Annotated in this window: 16 protein-coding genes, 1 tRNA gene and 2 pseudogenes; 10 read left to right on the top strand and 9 right to left on the bottom strand. The window is 63.3% G+C overall.

What is annotated here, in order from left to right:
• Nucleotides 1-2: 2 nt before the first annotated feature.
• Nucleotides 3-596, bottom strand: a complete 594-nt coding sequence (locus KVT37_RS17990) for a TetR/AcrR family transcriptional regulator (RefSeq protein ID WP_217575463.1) — start codon at nucleotides 594-596, stop codon at nucleotides 3-5.
• Nucleotides 597-661: 65 nt separating this feature from the next.
• On the opposite strand from KVT37_RS17990, the gene KVT37_RS17985 reads away from it, so the two are divergent.
• Nucleotides 662-1087: a VOC family protein gene (locus KVT37_RS17985; RefSeq protein WP_217575461.1), complete on the top strand. Its 426-nt coding sequence runs from the start codon at nucleotides 662-664 to the stop codon at nucleotides 1085-1087.
• Between the two features lie 11 nt (nucleotides 1088-1098).
• Here the strand turns inward: KVT37_RS17985 and KVT37_RS17980 are convergent, their stop codons facing one another.
• Nucleotides 1099-2046 (bottom strand): S1C family serine protease, encoded by a 948-nt coding sequence (locus KVT37_RS17980; protein ID WP_217575459.1) that lies wholly within the window; start codon nucleotides 2044-2046, stop codon nucleotides 1099-1101.
• 168 nt (nucleotides 2047-2214) lie between these two features.
• On the opposite strand from KVT37_RS17980, the gene KVT37_RS17975 reads away from it, so the two are divergent.
• From KVT37_RS17975 to KVT37_RS17965, 3 genes are all read left to right on the top strand, one after another.
• Nucleotides 2215-3090 (top strand): S1C family serine protease, encoded by an 876-nt coding sequence (locus tag KVT37_RS17975; RefSeq protein WP_217575458.1) that lies wholly within the window; start codon nucleotides 2215-2217, stop codon nucleotides 3088-3090.
• A gap of 8 nt (nucleotides 3091-3098) precedes the next feature.
• Complete coding sequence (locus KVT37_RS17970; protein WP_217575456.1) at nucleotides 3099-3740, top strand: response regulator transcription factor; 642 nt, start codon at nucleotides 3099-3101, stop codon at nucleotides 3738-3740.
• Between the two features lie 261 nt (nucleotides 3741-4001).
• Nucleotides 4002-4868, top strand: a complete 867-nt coding sequence (locus KVT37_RS17965; RefSeq protein ID WP_217575454.1) for an NAD(P)-dependent oxidoreductase — start codon at nucleotides 4002-4004, stop codon at nucleotides 4866-4868.
• Here KVT37_RS17965 and KVT37_RS17960 read toward each other — a convergent pair.
• The 3 genes from KVT37_RS17960 to KVT37_RS17950 form a co-directional block, all read right to left on the bottom strand.
• Complete coding sequence (locus tag KVT37_RS17960; protein ID WP_217575452.1) at nucleotides 4862-5011, bottom strand: type II toxin-antitoxin system ParD family antitoxin; 150 nt, start codon at nucleotides 5009-5011, stop codon at nucleotides 4862-4864. The genes KVT37_RS17965 and KVT37_RS17960 overlap by 7 nt on opposite strands.
• Nucleotides 5008-5523: a TIGR00645 family protein gene (locus tag KVT37_RS17955; RefSeq protein ID WP_217575450.1), complete on the bottom strand. Its 516-nt coding sequence runs from the start codon at nucleotides 5521-5523 to the stop codon at nucleotides 5008-5010. Before KVT37_RS17955 ends, KVT37_RS17960 begins: the two co-directional genes overlap by 4 nt.
• A gap of 300 nt (nucleotides 5524-5823) precedes the next feature.
• Nucleotides 5824-8214, bottom strand: coding sequence for an OmpA family protein (locus KVT37_RS17950; protein WP_217575448.1), 2391 nt, complete (start codon nucleotides 8212-8214; stop codon nucleotides 5824-5826).
• Between the two features lie 198 nt (nucleotides 8215-8412).
• Between KVT37_RS17950 and KVT37_RS17945 the strand changes: the two genes are divergently transcribed.
• Both KVT37_RS17945 and KVT37_RS17940 read left to right on the top strand, forming a co-directional pair.
• Complete coding sequence (locus tag KVT37_RS17945) at nucleotides 8413-8859, top strand: YcgN family cysteine cluster protein (RefSeq protein ID WP_217575446.1); 447 nt, start codon at nucleotides 8413-8415, stop codon at nucleotides 8857-8859.
• Between the two features lie 214 nt (nucleotides 8860-9073).
• On the top strand, nucleotides 9074-9433 hold the full coding sequence (locus tag KVT37_RS17940) for a hypothetical protein (protein ID WP_217575444.1): 360 nt from the start codon (nucleotides 9074-9076) through the stop codon (nucleotides 9431-9433).
• Between the two features lie 176 nt (nucleotides 9434-9609).
• On the opposite strand, the gene KVT37_RS17935 is transcribed toward KVT37_RS17940, so the two are convergent.
• Nucleotides 9610-10320, bottom strand: a complete 711-nt coding sequence (locus tag KVT37_RS17935) for an SIMPL domain-containing protein (RefSeq protein WP_217575442.1) — start codon at nucleotides 10318-10320, stop codon at nucleotides 9610-9612.
• A gap of 220 nt (nucleotides 10321-10540) precedes the next feature.
• On the opposite strand from KVT37_RS17935, the gene KVT37_RS17930 reads away from it, so the two are divergent.
• Nucleotides 10541-10616 (top strand) — tRNA-Ile (locus KVT37_RS17930).
• A gap of 71 nt (nucleotides 10617-10687) precedes the next feature.
• Here KVT37_RS17930 and KVT37_RS17925 read toward each other — a convergent pair.
• A pseudogene (locus KVT37_RS17925) lies at nucleotides 10688-11031 on the bottom strand (tyrosine-type recombinase/integrase); the annotation flags it as partial.
• A gap of 65 nt (nucleotides 11032-11096) precedes the next feature.
• On the opposite strand from KVT37_RS17925, the pseudogene KVT37_RS17920 reads away from it, so the two are divergent.
• Nucleotides 11097-11238, top strand: a pseudogene (locus tag KVT37_RS17920) (IS3 family transposase); the annotation flags it as partial.
• Nucleotides 11239-11376: 138 nt separating this feature from the next.
• Here the strand turns inward: KVT37_RS17920 and KVT37_RS17915 are convergent.
• Both KVT37_RS17915 and KVT37_RS17910 read right to left on the bottom strand, forming a co-directional pair.
• Nucleotides 11377-12276, bottom strand: a complete 900-nt coding sequence (locus tag KVT37_RS17915; protein ID WP_217575440.1) for a sigma-70 family RNA polymerase sigma factor — start codon at nucleotides 12274-12276, stop codon at nucleotides 11377-11379.
• The gene (locus KVT37_RS17910) at nucleotides 12273-13031 is read right to left on the bottom strand and encodes an SDR family oxidoreductase (protein WP_217575437.1); all 759 of its coding nucleotides are present in this window, start codon (nucleotides 13029-13031) and stop codon (nucleotides 12273-12275) included. Before KVT37_RS17910 ends, KVT37_RS17915 begins: the two co-directional genes overlap by 4 nt.
• Nucleotides 13032-13738: 707 nt before the next feature.
• Between KVT37_RS17910 and KVT37_RS17905 the strand changes: the two genes are divergently transcribed.
• Both KVT37_RS17905 and KVT37_RS17900 read left to right on the top strand, forming a co-directional pair.
• Nucleotides 13739-14464, top strand: a complete 726-nt coding sequence (locus KVT37_RS17905) for an SDR family NAD(P)-dependent oxidoreductase (protein WP_217575435.1) — start codon at nucleotides 13739-13741, stop codon at nucleotides 14462-14464.
• Nucleotides 14465-14626: 162 nt separating this feature from the next.
• Nucleotides 14627-15031 (top strand): hypothetical protein, encoded by a 405-nt coding sequence (locus KVT37_RS17900; RefSeq protein WP_217575433.1) that lies wholly within the window; start codon nucleotides 14627-14629, stop codon nucleotides 15029-15031.
• The last annotated feature ends 127 nt before the right edge of the window (nucleotides 15032-15158 follow it).

Raw genomic sequence — 15158 nt, 5'->3', positions numbered from 1 at the left:
TCTCAAGCTAGAGATAGGCCGTCGATCAGCGCGGTCAAAGCCATCCGGAAGTTTTCATCTGGCGCGCCGGCTTCGATGGCCAAAGCTGCCCTGTCGAAGGCGGCCGCCAGTAGCGCAGTCAGCTCTTCGATCGGAAGCCTCATCATCGATTTTTCCCGCATGGCCGCGACCAGGCCTTCGCGCAGCGAGCGGTTACCGTGGCGGTTGTCGATTGCGTCCATGGCGGCGCGGCCGAGCACGGCCGGGCCGTCAAGCAGCAGCAGGCGTGTGCGGCCAGGCGCGCGCATCGCCGCCAGATAGGCATCCGAGCCGGCGATCAAGGCGTCACGCGCGGATAGCGACGGCGGCGAGGCATGGTCGATCTCGGCCGCCACTGAAGCCGCCTCCTGTTCCACGACCGCGGCGAACAGCGCCTGCTTGTCGGCGAAGTGATGATAGAGCGCGCCGCGCGTGACGCCGGCCGCGGCGACGATCTCCGGCGTGCCGGTCTCGGCATAGGATTTTTCCGTAAATAGCTTTCGCGCCGCACGGATCAGATCGGCGCGCGTTGCCTCGGTGCGGTCGCGGTTGGATCGGCGTCCAGAGTCTTGTTGCATACATGCAGCCTGTATGTTATTGAATTTACATACAGACTGTATGTTGGACGAGAGGAGAAGGAAAGATGAAGACGACCAGCTATTATCCGGTGCTGATGACCGGTGACGTCGCCGGCACGGCGGATTTTTATGTCGAGCACTTCCGCTTCGAGCCGCTGTTTGCAAGCGACTGGTATGTCCATTTGCGCTCCAGCGAGGACCGGCGCGTCAATCTCGGCATCGTCCAGGGCGACCATGAGACGATCCCGCAAGAGGGGCGCGGACGCACGTCCGGCCTGCTGATCAATTTCGAGGTTCGTGATCCCGACGCCGTCTACGAGCGCGTCGTCACCGCCGGCCTGCCGATCCTGCGCACGCTGCGTGACGAGCCTTTCGGCCAGCGCCATTTCATCACCAGGGATCCGAATGGAGTGCTGATCGACGTCATCAAGCCGATCCCACCCAGCGAAGAGTTTCTGGCGCAGTATGCCGATGGCGCTGCCGGAACCTAGACTAGCGGGTTTCAGTTTGTCCGCGCCACCGGTACCACCGCCACCTGGCTGACGCCGGTGCGGCGCACCACCGTGCAGAGCGTTTCGCGACCGATGCGCTCGGCATCGAGGATGCGCACCAGGTCGTCGACGCCGGTGACCGGCCGGCCGTCTATTGCCGCGATGATGTCGCCTTCCTTCAGTCCGGCCTTGGCGGCGGGGCCGTTCTTCTCGACGCTGCGCAGGCGCACCGCCGTGCTCGTGGTGACCTGCGACAGGAGTGCCGCGCGGCGCGGCAGGTTGGTCGTGTCTGCGGAGACGCCGATGAAGGCGCGGCGCACGCGGCCGAAGCGGATGATTTCGGAGATGACGAAATTGGCGGTGTTGGAAGCGACCGCGAAGGCGATGCCCTGCGCGCCATGGATCATGGCGGTGTTGACGCCGATCACCTCGCCCGCCGACGACACCAGCGGACCGCCGGAATTGCCGGGATTGAGCGCGGCATCGGTCTGGATCACGTCGTCGATCAGACGGCCGGTCGAGGCGCGCATCGAGCGGCCGAGCGCGGAGACCACGCCGGCGGTGACGGTCCATTCGAAACCGAGCGGATTGCCGATCGCGATCGCGATCTGGCCGCGGCGCAGCCGCTTGGAATCGCCGAGCGGCGCGACGTCGGCAAAATTGCCGTCGGCGCGCACCAGCGCGATGTCGGTATCCGGGTCGCGGCCCAGCACCCGGCCTTCGCGTGAAGCGCCATCCGGCATGGTGACGCGCACGGCGCGCGCATCGCCGACGACATGGAAGTTGGTGACGACCAACCCATCCTGCGCGATGACGAAGCCGGAGCCGTGGCCGCCGGCGCCGATGCGCTCGATGCGGCAGACGGCCGGGCCGATGCGGTCGACGGCATCGGCAACGGATGCCGAATAGGCATCGAGCAAGATGTCGTCGGATGGAAGTTTTTCGGCTGCGAAGGCCATCGGCGTGTTCCCGTGTGATCTTGCGGAATGATGACTATATGTGCGGAGCAAGCTCGGCAGCCGCGACCTGACCATGTGGCCAGTCCGGCCGGTGACTAGCCGTCAGGCGAGTACCCCCGACGCCGCTACGGAGCGATATCTGGGTCACCGAACCCAGGAGATATTTCTATGAGCGACTTCAACCTCAGTGCCTTTTCCGACGCCGTTGCCGATGTCGCGGCGGCGGCCGCGCCGGCGCTGGCGAGTTTCGCCACGCACCATCACCGCACCGCGAGCGCCTTCCACTGGCGCGACGGCTACTTCGTCACCGCCGAGGAAGCGGTCGAGGCGGGCGAGGAGATCGAGCTGACGCTGGCTTCAGGCGAAACCGTCAAGGCAGAACTCGTCGGCCGCGATCCGTCGACCGGTGTTGCCCTGCTGAAGCCGGCTTCCGCTGCCGCCAGCCTGCCGCAACTCGCTCAGGCCGGTGCCGTGCGCCCCGGCAATCTGGCGATCGCCGCCGGCAACAGCGACGGCGCCGCGCTCGCCGTGTTCGGCACGGTCGGCGAAGTCGGGCCGGCCTGGCGCTCGATGCGCGGCGGCACGATCGACCGGCGCATCAACCTCGCCATCAACACAGGCGGCCGCTTCGAGGGCGGCCCGGTGCTCGACGCCAAGGGCGGCCTGATCGGCATGCTCTTGTTCGGGCCGCGCCGGCGCGCGCTGGTCATGCCCTATGAGACGATCGAGCGCGCGGTGGCGACGCTGCGCGAAAAGGGCCATGTCGCGCGCGGCTATCTCGGCGCCGGACTGCATCCGATCCGCAATGGCGAGACGAAGGGCGCCATGGTGATGAGCCTCGACGACAATGGTCCGGCCAAGGCAGCCGGGCTGCATGTCGGCGACATCATCGTCGCCTGGAACGGCGAGGCCGTGCATGGCCCGCGCGAGCTGATCCGCAAGCTCGGGCCGGACAGCGCCGGCACCACGGTGACGCTCGGTGTTTCGAGCGGCGGCGCCGCGCGCGACGTTTCGATCACCATCGGCGAAAAGCCGCTGAGCTGAGAGGGCTGATGGCAAGCAGCGCAGCACAAGTGATCGCACGACCAGCACTGGCAGCCCACCTGACGGTGCTGGTGGCGCTTGGCGATGCCCAGCGCGCCGAGCAGCTTGCCGATGCGCTCGCCGCCAGTGACGATCTGGTGCCGACACTGGCCGGAACCAGCCCAGGCCAGGCGGCGGACGTCGCGGTAACCGACGATATGGCTTTGGAAAGCCGAGCCGTCGGCTCGACGACGCCCGTTGTGCTGCTTTCCCGTCGCACCGGGCACGAGCGGCTGCCCGGCAACGTGCTTGCCGTGCTGCCGCCGTCGGCGGATAGCCTGTTGATCGCCGCCGCGGCGCGGTTGGCCGCCTCTGGCTATCAGATAAGCAGGTCGGGATCGCCAGAGGTCGCGCATGGCGATTTCCATGACGGGCTCGCCGAAGAGGATGTGCCGGACGACAATCAGACGCGTCCGGCCTTGTCGCCGCGCGAGGCCGAGGTGCTGGCGCTGCTGGCCGAAGGCGCGCCGAACAAGGTGATCGCCAGACGGCTCAACATTTCGGTGCACACGGCGAAGTTCCATGTCGCCGCCATCCTGATCAAGCTCGGCGCCGCCAATCGCACCGATGCGATCGCGATTGCGATGCGGCAGGGGCTGGTGCTGGTTTAGGGGTCACTTGATATTCAGGTGAGGCCGGCCTGCAAACGACGGCTTCCTGCGCTTCCGGTGCTCACGTACTTCAAGTACGCTCCGCTCCGGTTCTCGGAAGCCATCATTCTCGACTCGGCCTGACCTGAATCTCAAGTGACCCCGGCCGGTGTCACCAAGGTTTCCTACGCTACGCAACGTAACCACCTGGGCTGTTTTCCGCTCTTGCGCCATGGCTGCCCGCCGCGCAAGTTGCCTGCCTGTTGCAGAGGGAGGCAAAAGATGTCGCTCAACGGAAAGACGCTGTTCATCTCGGGCGGATCGCGCGGCATTGGCCTCGCCATCGCGCTGCGCGCGGCGCGCGACGGCGCCAATGTGACTATCGCGGCCAAGACCGCCGAGCCGCATCCGAAGCTGCCGGGCACGATCTACTCCGCGGCCGAGGAGATCGAGCAGGCCGGCGGAAAGGCGCTGCCGGTGCTTTGCGACATCCGCGACGAAGCGCAGGTCGCCGACGCGGTGGCAAAGACGGTCGAAAAATTCGGCGGCATCGACATCTGCGTCAACAATGCCAGCGCCATCCAGCTCACCGGCACGCTGGAGACCGACATGAAGCGCTACGACCTGATGCATCAGATCAACACGCGCGGCACCTTCCTGGTCTCCAAAATGTGCATTCCACACCTGAAGTCGGCGAAGAACCCGCACATCCTCAATCTGGCGCCGCCGCTCGACATGAAGGCCAAGTGGTTCAAGAACCACGTCGCCTACACGATGGCGAAGTTCGGCATGTCGATGTGCACGCTGGGCATGAGCGCTGAGTTCGCCAAGGACGGCATCGCCGTCAATTCACTGTGGCCGATCTCGACCATCGATACCGCCGCGGTGCGCAATCTTCTCGGCGGCCCGACGGTGGCCGCGATGAGCCGCTCGCCCGACATCATGGCCGATGCCGCGCATGCGATCTTCATGCGCCCCTCGCGCGAGGCGACCGGCAACTTCTACATCGATGAGGAAGTGCTGCGCGCCGAAGGCGTCGCCGACTTTTCGGTCTATGCGCCGGGCGCAGCCGGGCCGCTGGCCGGTGACTTTTTCGTGCCGGACGAGGTGTTTGCCAGGACCGAAACCAACATCAAAAACATCTACTGACCGAGATCACGCGGTCGTTTCTTCATTTCGATAAAAGATTCGATATCGAACGGTTGCGGGTCACCCGACCGGTCACCCTCATCGATCGCTTTGCGAAGTTGTTCGAGGCGCAACCTATCTTGAGTCTCTTTCAAAGGTGTCATCCTTCAGCCTTCTTGCCCTTGGCCAACGCCATGACCCGGTCGATATAGGCCAGCATCAGCGCCGAGACGACGAAGGCGAGATGAATGATGGTCAGCCACATCAGCTGGTCGGTGGTATAGGACACGGAATTCAGGAACACCTGCAAAAGGTGGATGGAGGAGATGGCGACGATGGTCGAGGCGACCTTGACCTTCAGCGAGCCGACATCGATCGTGCCCAGCCAATGGACCTCGCCGTCCTGCTCGTCGAAGCGGCTGACGAAATTCTCGTAGCCCGAGATAATCACCATCACCACCAGCGAAGCGACGAGCGCAGCGTCGATCAGGCCGAGCATCTTCAGGATCGTATCCATGTCACCGAGCGTGAAGGCGGTCATGACGAACTCGTAGAGCTTCTTGCCGAAAGAGAGCGCATAGATCGCCAGCGCCAGGCCGAGCCCGAGATAGAAGACGACGAGCAGCCAGCGCGAGGCCAGGATAACGGATTCGATGGCAAGTTCGAGACGCTTCATGAAGGGTTCCGGTCAAGTTGAGGTAAACGGTATTTCGGCCAGATAGGCCCGGTTTTCAAGACAAAAAACCCCGCCGGAGAGGGGGACCGGCGGGGCTCAGTGTGTCCCGCTGGAGTCGGGACAGGGCAGGGAACGCCCTGCACAGAATTTGGGTGTCGCAATGCGGCAATTCAATGAGTTAGCTCTAATCGACCGGACAATTCTTCTTGAGCCGGCAAGGAAAAAGGCCCGTCCGGACGGACGGGCCTTGATCTTACGCTCTGATTGTGAAGATCCGGACAGGATCTTGAAATCAAACGCTCATTGCTGGTCGCTGTTGTTCGCCACCGGCGCCACAAGCGAGGTGATGCGGCGGATGGCGACACGCCGGTTCTCACGGTTCGGACCGGGCGTGTTCACCTTGAGATATTGCTCGCCATAACCCTGCGTGGTGAGGTTCTCGGCCGGGATGCCAAAGGCGTTGGTGAGCGCCTCGGCAACCGCTTCGGCGCGGCGGTCCGAGAGGGCAAGATTTGCCTCCGGCGTGCCGACGGCGTCGGTGTGGCCTTCGATCAGGAAGGTCTCCGCCGGGTTCTTCTTGAGCAGCTTTTCCATGGCGCTGGCGACGCCATCGAGCTTCTGCACTTCGGTGTCCGAGATCGTGGCCGAGCCGAAGTCGAAGTTCAGCGTGTCGAGATCGATGCGCCGGGCGATGTCGCGCACGCGGGCCGAGCGCTTCACCTCGTCGATCGAATAGAGACGCTGCACCCTTTCCACCGGCGGCTGCTCGAGGAAGGTGTAGTAGTCGTCGTCGCTTTCGACATCCTCGGAATCGAGGATGTAGTCCCGGCGCGGGATGGTGAGCCGCATCGGCGGCAGGTCGTCGCCTGGATCGCGCCAATCCTCGTCGTCCTGGTACTGCCGCTCGTCGACGTAGCTGAGGATATATTCCCGGCCGTCCGGCATGATGCGCGAGCGCTGGATGACATCGCCATAGCGGTTGCGGATGGTGACGACGCGCACGCCGTTGCCGCGTTCGACCGTCTCGCGGGTGCGGCCGCCCGACAGATCCTCGTAGTAGACGTCCCTGGCGCCGCGGGTGATGCGAGGCGCCTCGTTGCTTTCGACGAAGGTCTGGTTGTTGAACTGGAGGATGACGCGGTCGCCGAACTGCTTGACGACGTCCGTGCCCTGCGGCCGGCGGCGCTCGCGGACAACCTGGTCGGGCGTAAGCTCGATCCGCTTGCCCTTCTCCTGGTCCACCGGGACGATCTTCTCAGGTTTGATCGCCTGCTGCGCCGACTTGTCATCGGTGGGCGGCGGACCCTGATCGACCGGAGCCGGCTTCTGCACCTGCTGGCCCTCCTGTTGGCCGGCTTTATTGCCGGCCTGGCCAGTACCGGCCTGGCCATTGTCGTTCTGGCCGCCGGCATTTTGACCGCCGCCATTTTGGCCACCCCGGTGCTTGCGGAAGGTATCCTTCTGGCTGTCGAGGAGGGGCGCCTCGTTAGGGTTCGCGGGCGTTTCGCCTTGCGCGGCGTTGCCGCCATTGGCGGGCTGTTCACCTGTAGCAGGCTGTTGGCCTGTCGCCGGCTGCTCGCCAGTCGTGGGTTCTTCGGTCACGGGCTTCTTCTTGCCGAACTGCTTCCCACCCTGGGTTTGCTCACCCGTGGTTGGCTGCTGAGTGCCTGTTGCCGGCTGCTCGCCCGTCGCCGGCTGCTGGCCGGCGGCAGGCTGCTCGCCCACCGGCTTCTTGCCGCGTTTCTTCTTGTCCTGGGTCTGCTCGCCCTGGACCGGCTGCTCGCCGTTCTGCAACGGCTCGGCCTGCGGCACGGGTTCGCCTGCGGGCGCCAGCTTTTTGGTCGGCTCGTTGGTCTGCGTCTGCTCGGCCGGAGCGGTCTCGCCCTGCTGGTTCTGCTTGTGCTTCTTCTTGAACTGGTTGCCGCCTTGCTGATTGTCGTTGGCGGGGGCGGCCTGGTCGGCCGGCGAGACCTGCTCGCCGGCCTGGCCGGCGGGTTCGCTCTGCTGCTGATCGTGCTTGCGCTTCTTGCGGCCCTGGTTGCCCTGCTGCTGGTCGCTCTGTTGCTGGTCACCAGCGGCCGGCGCGACCTGTTGCGCAGGCTGTTCGGCCGGCGTTTCGATCTGCTGCTGGTTGCGCTTCTTCTTGCGTGGCTGCAGTTCCTCGGTCGCGGGCGCGCCACCCTGATCGGCGGGAGCCATTTCGGTCTGCTGCTGTTGCTCGCGCTTCTTGCGCGGCTTGATCGGCTGTTCGTCGGTTGCGGGCTGGCCGCCCTGGTCGGCGGGCGCGGCCTCGATCTGCTGTTGCTGTTCGCGTTTCTTGCGCGGCTTGAACTGCTGCTCGGCCGGAGCTTCTCCGGACTGGGCATTGTCCATCTGCTGCTGCTCATGCCGCTTTTTGCGCGGCTGTTGCTCGGTTTCGGCAGGCGCGGCCTGCTCGGCAGCCGGCGCCGATTCGCTTTGCTGCTGCTTCTTTTTGCGCGGCTGTTCGGCTTCCCCCTGCTGGCCGCCACCCTGTTGGGCGCATTCCTCGGCCGACTGGCCTTCGGCGCAGGCGGCCTGCGCCAGGACGAGCGGTGCGCCGTGCAGACTGCCGGAAGCGACACCCCCCTGCAGCGGGTACGCGCCCAACGGCGCGGATGCCATAAGCAGGCCGATTGCCGTGCCCGCCAGAATCCGTGGTTGGCGTTTCATGTCAATTTTCTCCTAGTGGGGTCCCATCCCTGCCCAAACTTTCATCAACCGCAATTGGTTCCGTTACAAGGCATTGGCGCCAACCAAGGATGCCTGGCCGGCCTTTTGAAGGCAATTTCGTGTTTTTCTAATGTTGATACCGGGTCACTGTGACAGCAGCGCTTGACCGGAGGGCCGCGGAGGGCCAAATCCACCCAAATGACCGCACCGTTCTGGAAAACCAAGACGCTTGAGACGATGACCCCGGCCGAGTGGGAATCGCTCTGCGACGGCTGCGGCAAATGCTGCCTCTCGAAGCTCGAGGACGAGGATACGGGCGAGATCTACTGGACCAGCGTCGGTTGCCGGTTGTTCGATGCCGACAAATGCCGCTGCTCGGACTATGAGAACAGGCTTGCGCGCGTGCCCGATTGCGTCGGGCTGACGCCGCAGAATGTGCGCACCATCACCTGGCTGCCAAAAACCTGCGCGTACCGGCTGATCGCCGAGGGCCAGGATCTTTACTGGTGGCACCGGCTTGTTTCGGGAAGCGCCGAGACCGTGCACGAAGCCGGCATTTCGATCCAGGGCCGGGTGAAGGCCAAGGAAACCGACCTGGCCGAGCCGGACGACTATTTTGATTATATATTGGATGACGAGCCCTGAGAGGGCGCGTTTTTGATGAGGAACGACGAACCCTGCGGGTTCGCGTTTTGACCCTTGATGGGGTTAGCGTTTTTGACGACGAGCGACGAACCCTGGCGGGTTCGCGCTTATATGAACCGGACATGAATGGCCGGTTCGCGGAAAGTTCAGACACAAAAAGGCATTTTCCAATCATTGGTTCGAAGGGCAAACGCCCACAACAAGGAGAGAGACGATGTTCAACACGATCAAGACGGCGGCACTTTCGGCCCTTATCGGGCTCGGCACGCTCGGCGCGGTCATCCCGGCGCACGCGGACAGCCTCTATCTCGGTTTCGGCAACAAGCACGACCCGCGTTTCGGCGTCTACACCGGCGATGACGACAACTATAACCGCCGCGACTGGCGCCGTGACCGCGATTGGCGCGGCTGCTCGCCGGATCGCGCGCTCGACAAGGCCGAGCGCATGGGTCTGCATCGCGCCCGCATCGTCGACATCAGCCGCCGCACGGTGAAGGTGGTTGGCCGCCAGTATGGCGACCGCGTGGTGGTGGTGTTCGCCAACGAACGCGGCTGCCCGATCATCTACCGCTGAGGCGTGTGAGCAGAAAGGACGATCCTCGCGAGGATCGCCTGTGGATATGATCCTCTGCGAGGATCAATCCTGGCTAGCGGAGCCCCTCTAGGTGAGGCGCGGCTCGAAAAAAGCCCCGGTGGATCGATCCCCCGGGGCTTTTTTGTTGACGGCATGCCCGCGATGCGGGCCGGATGTCACTTCAGCTCGAAGGTAACCGTGACCTGGACATTGTAGGAATTCTCGCCAGCCTGCACCGGCACGGCCGAGCGGGCGGCATCGAAGGACTTGGCGGCCATCGGCATCGGCACCGGCGCAATGTTCTGATCGGTGATCTCGAGCACCTTGCCGAGGCTGACGCCAGCCGCTTCGGCCAGCGTCTTGGCCTTCGCCATCGCATCGGCGACGGCCTTCTTGCGCGCCTCGGTGATCGTCGCCTTCGGATCGTCATTGGTGAAGGCGATGCCGCCGCCCTGGTTGACGCCGAGCGACACCGCCTTGTCGAGGATCTCGCCGGTCTTGTCGACGTCGCGCACGCGCACCGACAGCGTGTTGGTCACCTGATAGGCGACGAGCTCGGCTTCCTGGCTGCCGTCGGCCTTGTTGGTGTAGTTGTAGCGCGGGTTGATCTGGATGCCGGCGGTCTGCAGGTCGCGGTCGGCAATGCCGGCGGATTTCATCGCCGCAATCACCGCCGCCATGGCGTCGTTGTTGGCATCGAGCGCCTCGCGCGCGCTCTTTGCCTCGCGCATGACGCTGAGCGAGAGGATCGCCATGTCAGGCGCCACCGTCGCTTCGCCTTCGCCCGATACGATGATGCGGGGCGGCGGCTGTGTGTCGGCGGCGCTTGCCAGCGCCGGGAACGCGACCGCGGCAGCGAGCGCGATGGGCAAAAGATGTCTGGTCATGAAAACTCCTCGAGGTCTGCGGTCCGGCCCGTTTGGCGCAACATCCGCCTCGACCCGCAATGGCGTCGATACGGCAGTTCGGCGCAAGCCCGGACCTTGTTTCGCGCCATATGGGCGCAGGCCGCTCTACGGCGCGAATATGGGCTGATTTTGACGTTTGGCGCCAGCGCTTTCGAAAGTCTTGTGCGGACGGGCGAAAAACACTAAGCCAGCCCGCGTGGGGCCTGTAGCTCAATGGTTAGAGCCGGCGGCTCATAACCGCTTGGTTGGGGGTTCGAGTCCCTCCGGGCCCACCATTATCGTTATTTATCAATGCTTTATAGGGTGGTTCGCCACGAGGTTCGCCAAGCATCGGCTTGCGCGTCACGAGGCACACGACTCGATCCATCCCCTGGACTGCCAGCCGAACCTGGGACGCCTCGCGCGAATAGAGCTCGGCATGATCGATATCGTCGTGCTCCAGCACGTCCATGAGCTGCCTGGTCGAGGCCTCGGCCTCCGCCAGATAAACACCGAGCGACTTCCTCAAACCATGCAGGGTCAGGCCCTTCGGAAGATCGGCAAGCTTGCACCAATGCGCCATCATTCCAGTCAGCGACTTGGCGGAGAACGGCTCACCATGGCCGTTGACCAGAACGGTCTCGCCGCGCCTGTCGGCTGCGTCCAAGACCTCGGAGAGCATTGATGTGATCGGCACAAAAGCCGCTTGCCGCCAGTTCGTCCCTTGTCTTCGGCCTGGACGATATCAAACCCGTCGAAGTGACGCTCGACGCCGTCGGTCGGGCAACGTCTGGGACAATGCTGCGATGGAGAGCTTCTTCTCGTCGCTCAAGACCGAGCGCACGGCCCGCGAGGTCTGCAGGACAAGGGATGACGCCAGGGGCGGACGTGCTCGATTATGGCGAGCGCTTATACAACCCCTCGGCGAAGGCACTCGACACTGGGCTATCTCAGCCGGTCGAGTTCGAGGAACAAGCTACGCTGGCTCAACTGCGTGTCCGAAAAACCAGCAGCAGGCCAGACTGCTCGGCCCGAAAGGGCGGGGCTGAAGGATGCTCATGCGAGCACAAGTTCCGCGCTCTCCGCGACATAGCTGACGTAGCGATAGTCCCGAATAAACGTGATGCGCCCGTCTCGCCACTCCAACCACATGAAGTGGCTGGGCTTTGCCGCTGGCCCATTCTCGAATACTGCGATGACTTCACGGCCCTCCAACCAGGCCGGAGCCAAGTGAACTGTTTCGCTCCGAGCGTAGATGGTGAAGAACATGCTAACGTCGGCCGCTCCAACGCGGATTGGATGCGTCGCTTGATTGAGCTTGACGTCGTCTGCGAGCAGCGCGCGCAAAGCCTCCCAGTTTCGCTGATTGAAGAGCGCGACGTAGCGTGCCACTGCAGCGGACGGCGGCCGCGAATTCGTCGGCGGGCCGGCTTGCGCATTGATCTCCCGAAGTCGCGCGCGACCCCGCGCCAGATGCCCCTTAACAGCATCGACCGTAATGTCGAGCAGGGCAGCAATCTCCGTCAGGGACCCGTCCAGCACATCCTTCAGGATAACGACGCTCCGTTGAGGGATGGGTAGCTCCACAAAGCGCGATACGGCGGTCTTGACCGCTTCCTGGCGCATCAGCACCTCCACAGGGTCAGGGTGGGTCGAATCGGCGACACCCGAGGCGGCTTCGAGTGGTTCGGCCGTGCGCACCGCACGGCCGCGTAGCAGGTCGAGGGCGCGGTTGTGGGCGATCCGGAATAGCCAGGGTCGAAGCGGCGGCATCTCCTCCAAGTCCTGCAACGCCGCGAAAGCCCGGACGAGCGTATCCTGCACGACATCTTCACCGTCGATGACGGATCCCATGAGACGCGCGCAATAGCGGTGGAGTTCGGACCGCAACTCGCCGACCAGCGTGACAAGCTCCGCCCGGCGGTAGCTATTCGGCGGGGATCGTTCCGTGCTCAAGCAGCGGCTCCCTCGAGGATTGTCACTCCCGCACCCCCCTTGAGTCCGAAGGCAAGCTCCCCGGAATATCTCGGGTCGTCCAGCACTTCGACAACCTTTTCCCCGAATTCCCTCGGCGGCATTGGCGCTCCGAAGCGGGCCAGGAACTGTTCGGTCGTAACACCCATTGCGTGCGCATAGGCGTTGGCGCCGGCGTCGCCGACACCGGTACCACCGACAATCTGCAGCGGCACAATGGCCTGGAAGTGAATCCCGAGGTGCTTCTGCTCCGAGACACTGTTGGCGTATTGGGCCATGAACCACAACATGCGTTTGGCACCGCCGTATCCACCTGACATCGGCGATCCGCTCACGCCGGCACCACTCGACATCACCAGAACGCGACTCCCAGGCTTGAGCGGCACATTAAGCGCCGCCTGCAGCCAGTACAGTCCGGCCTTGACGTCGTGCTCCCAGGTTGCGGTGAAATCCGCCCAACTCACTTGGTCGAACCGACGCATTGGCGGCGGCATGCCGGCGTTTAGCACCAGTATGTCGGGCCGCACCTCGGTGAGGATGCTGTGGGCTGCCGTCTCGTCCGTAACATCGGCGGCGATCGTGGAAACACCCAGTCGGGTCCGGACCGCCTCGAGCGCATCGGCGCCGCGCGCAACTACCGTGACCCTGGCCCCGCAACCCACAAGCGCCTCGACCAATCCCAAGCCAAGGCCACGGCTTCCGCCGGTGACGACAATATTCTTACCTTTGAGGCTCATAATTCTTCTCCTCTGTCTGGCTATGGTTAGGACGATCCAGGCGCCGAAAAGGAGTCACCGCTTTGATGGTGAACGCCCTCTGTTCGCGACCGGAAGGACGGTTCAGGGCAGACGGGGTGACGACCTCGGCAATGGCGACGTCAGTGAAGTCTTCGCTGAGCAGGCCGCTGCATCCGGCAAGAGTATCTTCGCAGACATATGGTTGTGGCAAACCGCTTGGCGTGTATCCCAATCACGCCGCGTCCAGCTCGCCATGTGCCATTGATGCGCGAAACCCGCCACAAGGGCGACCTCGCGGGCATGCCTTGCAACAGCGGGGTCTTGCCGACTGCGCTACGCGAACCCGTCTGTGGACCGTGTTGAGACTGCCGCGGAGTGAAGCAGATTAGCGCAGGGAGGCTGGTTCGGATCCATGCCGAAAGATCCGGACATACCTCCGTGACGTTTACGCCATAACAGCGCTTCCCCCATTCGAAATGGTAACTGACTATCGACCAGATGCGCCATGAGGGCACCGGCGCGAAACTCGCCAAGATCCAATTGACGGATGCGCGTGTCTCCAGGCTTTGGATGTCGGCGATGCTGAACAGTCTCAGCGGGCGGGCTGAGGGCTCTATCGCGCACACGCCACCTTCCGAGCCGATCGTCAGTGACTCTTTTTTGCGGCCTCATTCGTCTTAGCTTCAGACAATAACGGAGCGAATGAAATGACCCTCGAGAACAAAAGCGTGATGGTAACCGGCGGCAATCGCGGCATCGGCCAGGCCCTGGTCCAGGAAGCCTTAAGGCAAGGCGCCAAACGAGTGTACGCTGGTACGCGTCAGCCTCTGGTCCATTCAGACAGCCGCGTTACGGCCGTGACCTTGGATGTGACAAACCGTCAGCAGATTCAGCGCGCTGTCGAGAGCATCGAATCCCTCGATATTCTCATCAACAATGCCGGCGTGGCGTTTTATGACGACCTGAGCGATCCTGCGGTGCTTGAACAACATCTTGCAGTCAATCTCTTTGGCACGCACAGCATGGCCCTGGCTTTTTTGCCACTGCTCACGCGCTCCCGCGGTGCCATCGTCAATGTGCTGTCGGTGGCGGCCCTTGCTGCCCTGCCGGTCATTCCTGCCTACTCGATCTCGAAGGCGGCTGCATTTTCCCTAACACAATCTCTGCGTGCTCTCCTGGCTCAGCGGGGCGTGCGCGTGCATGCAGTCCTGACCGGCCCCGTCGATACCGAAATGTCACGCGACCTCGAAGTGCCTAAGGCCTCGCCGGCATCCGTTGCGCAAGGCATCTTCGATGGCGTGGCGAAGGGGGAGCAGGACATTTTCCCAGATCCCACGTCGGCGTCGATGGCGGAGAGCTGGCGTGGCAGCGCTGTCAAGGCGGTTGAGCTCCAGTTTGCGATGCTCGTGGCGGCACAGCCGGCCGCCGCATAGGCGAAGTCGAAAAAGGACCGCAACACGTGAAGGGTTCGCTGACGTCCAGGCTGGAACTGCCTGAGGACGAGAAAGCTGACGCGGCTTAGCGACGAACTGGCGCAGCGCCGGCAGGATCTGCCCTGAGTGGTCCGGCTTGGACCCGTAGATAGGAGAGCAAACATGCCTGTTACCTACCTGGACGTTCCTCAGGGCATCCGGATCACCGAAAAGAAGAAGCTTGTCAAAGCGATGTATGACGCGCTCCACCAGGCCTATCCTTTCCCTGACGATGTCCGGATTTTTATTCGCGAATGGCCGCTGGAGAGCGTCAGTCAAGATGGGCGCCTCGATTCCGAGCCGGCCAGACCTGTTTTGATGATGCACGTACCACAAGGCGTCAACATCGATGCCAAGCGCGCCATGGTGAGCGCTATCAACGCTGCGGTTGCTGAAGCATATAACTTACCGAAATTCATGATCTTCATGCACGAATATCCTCTCGACTTGGTGGCCTTGGACGGCGGTCTGCATGCCGATAACCAGCAACGCGTTGAAACTCAGCGGAAAGTCTATGATGCGGGCTAGTATACAGCACGCATGGGTTCGACGGCGCTCTAGCGCCGCTATGACGAGCACTAGGCTGTAGTGACAATTTAATTATTTGAGCCAGAGCATGATGGCAGCGAGCTTGACGAAGCCGAGGAAGTTTGCG

Origin of the sequence: Mesorhizobium sp. GbtcB19 (assembly GCF_019091085.1) — a bacterium.
Lineage (GTDB): Bacteria > Pseudomonadota > Alphaproteobacteria > Rhizobiales > Rhizobiaceae > Mesorhizobium.
This window is presented reverse-complemented; position numbering and strand designations above follow the sequence as displayed.

Excerpts from the sequence above, each read along its gene's own strand:
- KVT37_RS17950 (WP_217575448.1), bottom strand. The coding sequence starts at position 8,214 with ATGAAACGCCAACCACGGATTCTGGCGGGCACGGCAATCGGCCTGCTT.
- KVT37_RS17985 (WP_217575461.1), top strand. The coding sequence starts at position 662 with ATGAAGACGACCAGCTATTATCCGGTGCTGATGACCGGTGACGTCGCC.
- KVT37_RS17940 (WP_217575444.1), top strand. The coding sequence starts at position 9,074 with ATGTTCAACACGATCAAGACGGCGGCACTTTCGGCCCTTATCGGGCTC.
- KVT37_RS17905 (WP_217575435.1), top strand. The coding sequence starts at position 13,739 with ATGACCCTCGAGAACAAAAGCGTGATGGTAACCGGCGGCAATCGCGGC.
- KVT37_RS17970 (WP_217575456.1), top strand. The coding sequence starts at position 3,099 with ATGGCAAGCAGCGCAGCACAAGTGATCGCACGACCAGCACTGGCAGCC.
- KVT37_RS17990 (WP_217575463.1), bottom strand. The coding sequence starts at position 596 with ATGCAACAAGACTCTGGACGCCGATCCAACCGCGACCGCACCGAGGCA.
- KVT37_RS17945 (WP_217575446.1), top strand. The coding sequence starts at position 8,413 with ATGACCGCACCGTTCTGGAAAACCAAGACGCTTGAGACGATGACCCCG.
- KVT37_RS17975 (WP_217575458.1), top strand. The coding sequence starts at position 2,215 with ATGAGCGACTTCAACCTCAGTGCCTTTTCCGACGCCGTTGCCGATGTC.
- KVT37_RS17900 (WP_217575433.1), top strand. The coding sequence starts at position 14,627 with ATGCCTGTTACCTACCTGGACGTTCCTCAGGGCATCCGGATCACCGAA.
- KVT37_RS17980 (WP_217575459.1), bottom strand. The coding sequence starts at position 2,046 with ATGGCCTTCGCAGCCGAAAAACTTCCATCCGACGACATCTTGCTCGAT.
- KVT37_RS17965 (WP_217575454.1), top strand. The coding sequence starts at position 4,002 with ATGTCGCTCAACGGAAAGACGCTGTTCATCTCGGGCGGATCGCGCGGC.
- KVT37_RS17960 (WP_217575452.1), bottom strand. The coding sequence starts at position 5,011 with ATGACACCTTTGAAAGAGACTCAAGATAGGTTGCGCCTCGAACAACTT.
- KVT37_RS17955 (WP_217575450.1), bottom strand. The coding sequence starts at position 5,523 with ATGAAGCGTCTCGAACTTGCCATCGAATCCGTTATCCTGGCCTCGCGC.
- KVT37_RS17935 (WP_217575442.1), bottom strand. The coding sequence starts at position 10,320 with ATGACCAGACATCTTTTGCCCATCGCGCTCGCTGCCGCGGTCGCGTTC.
- KVT37_RS17910 (WP_217575437.1), bottom strand. The coding sequence starts at position 13,031 with ATGAGCCTCAAAGGTAAGAATATTGTCGTCACCGGCGGAAGCCGTGGC.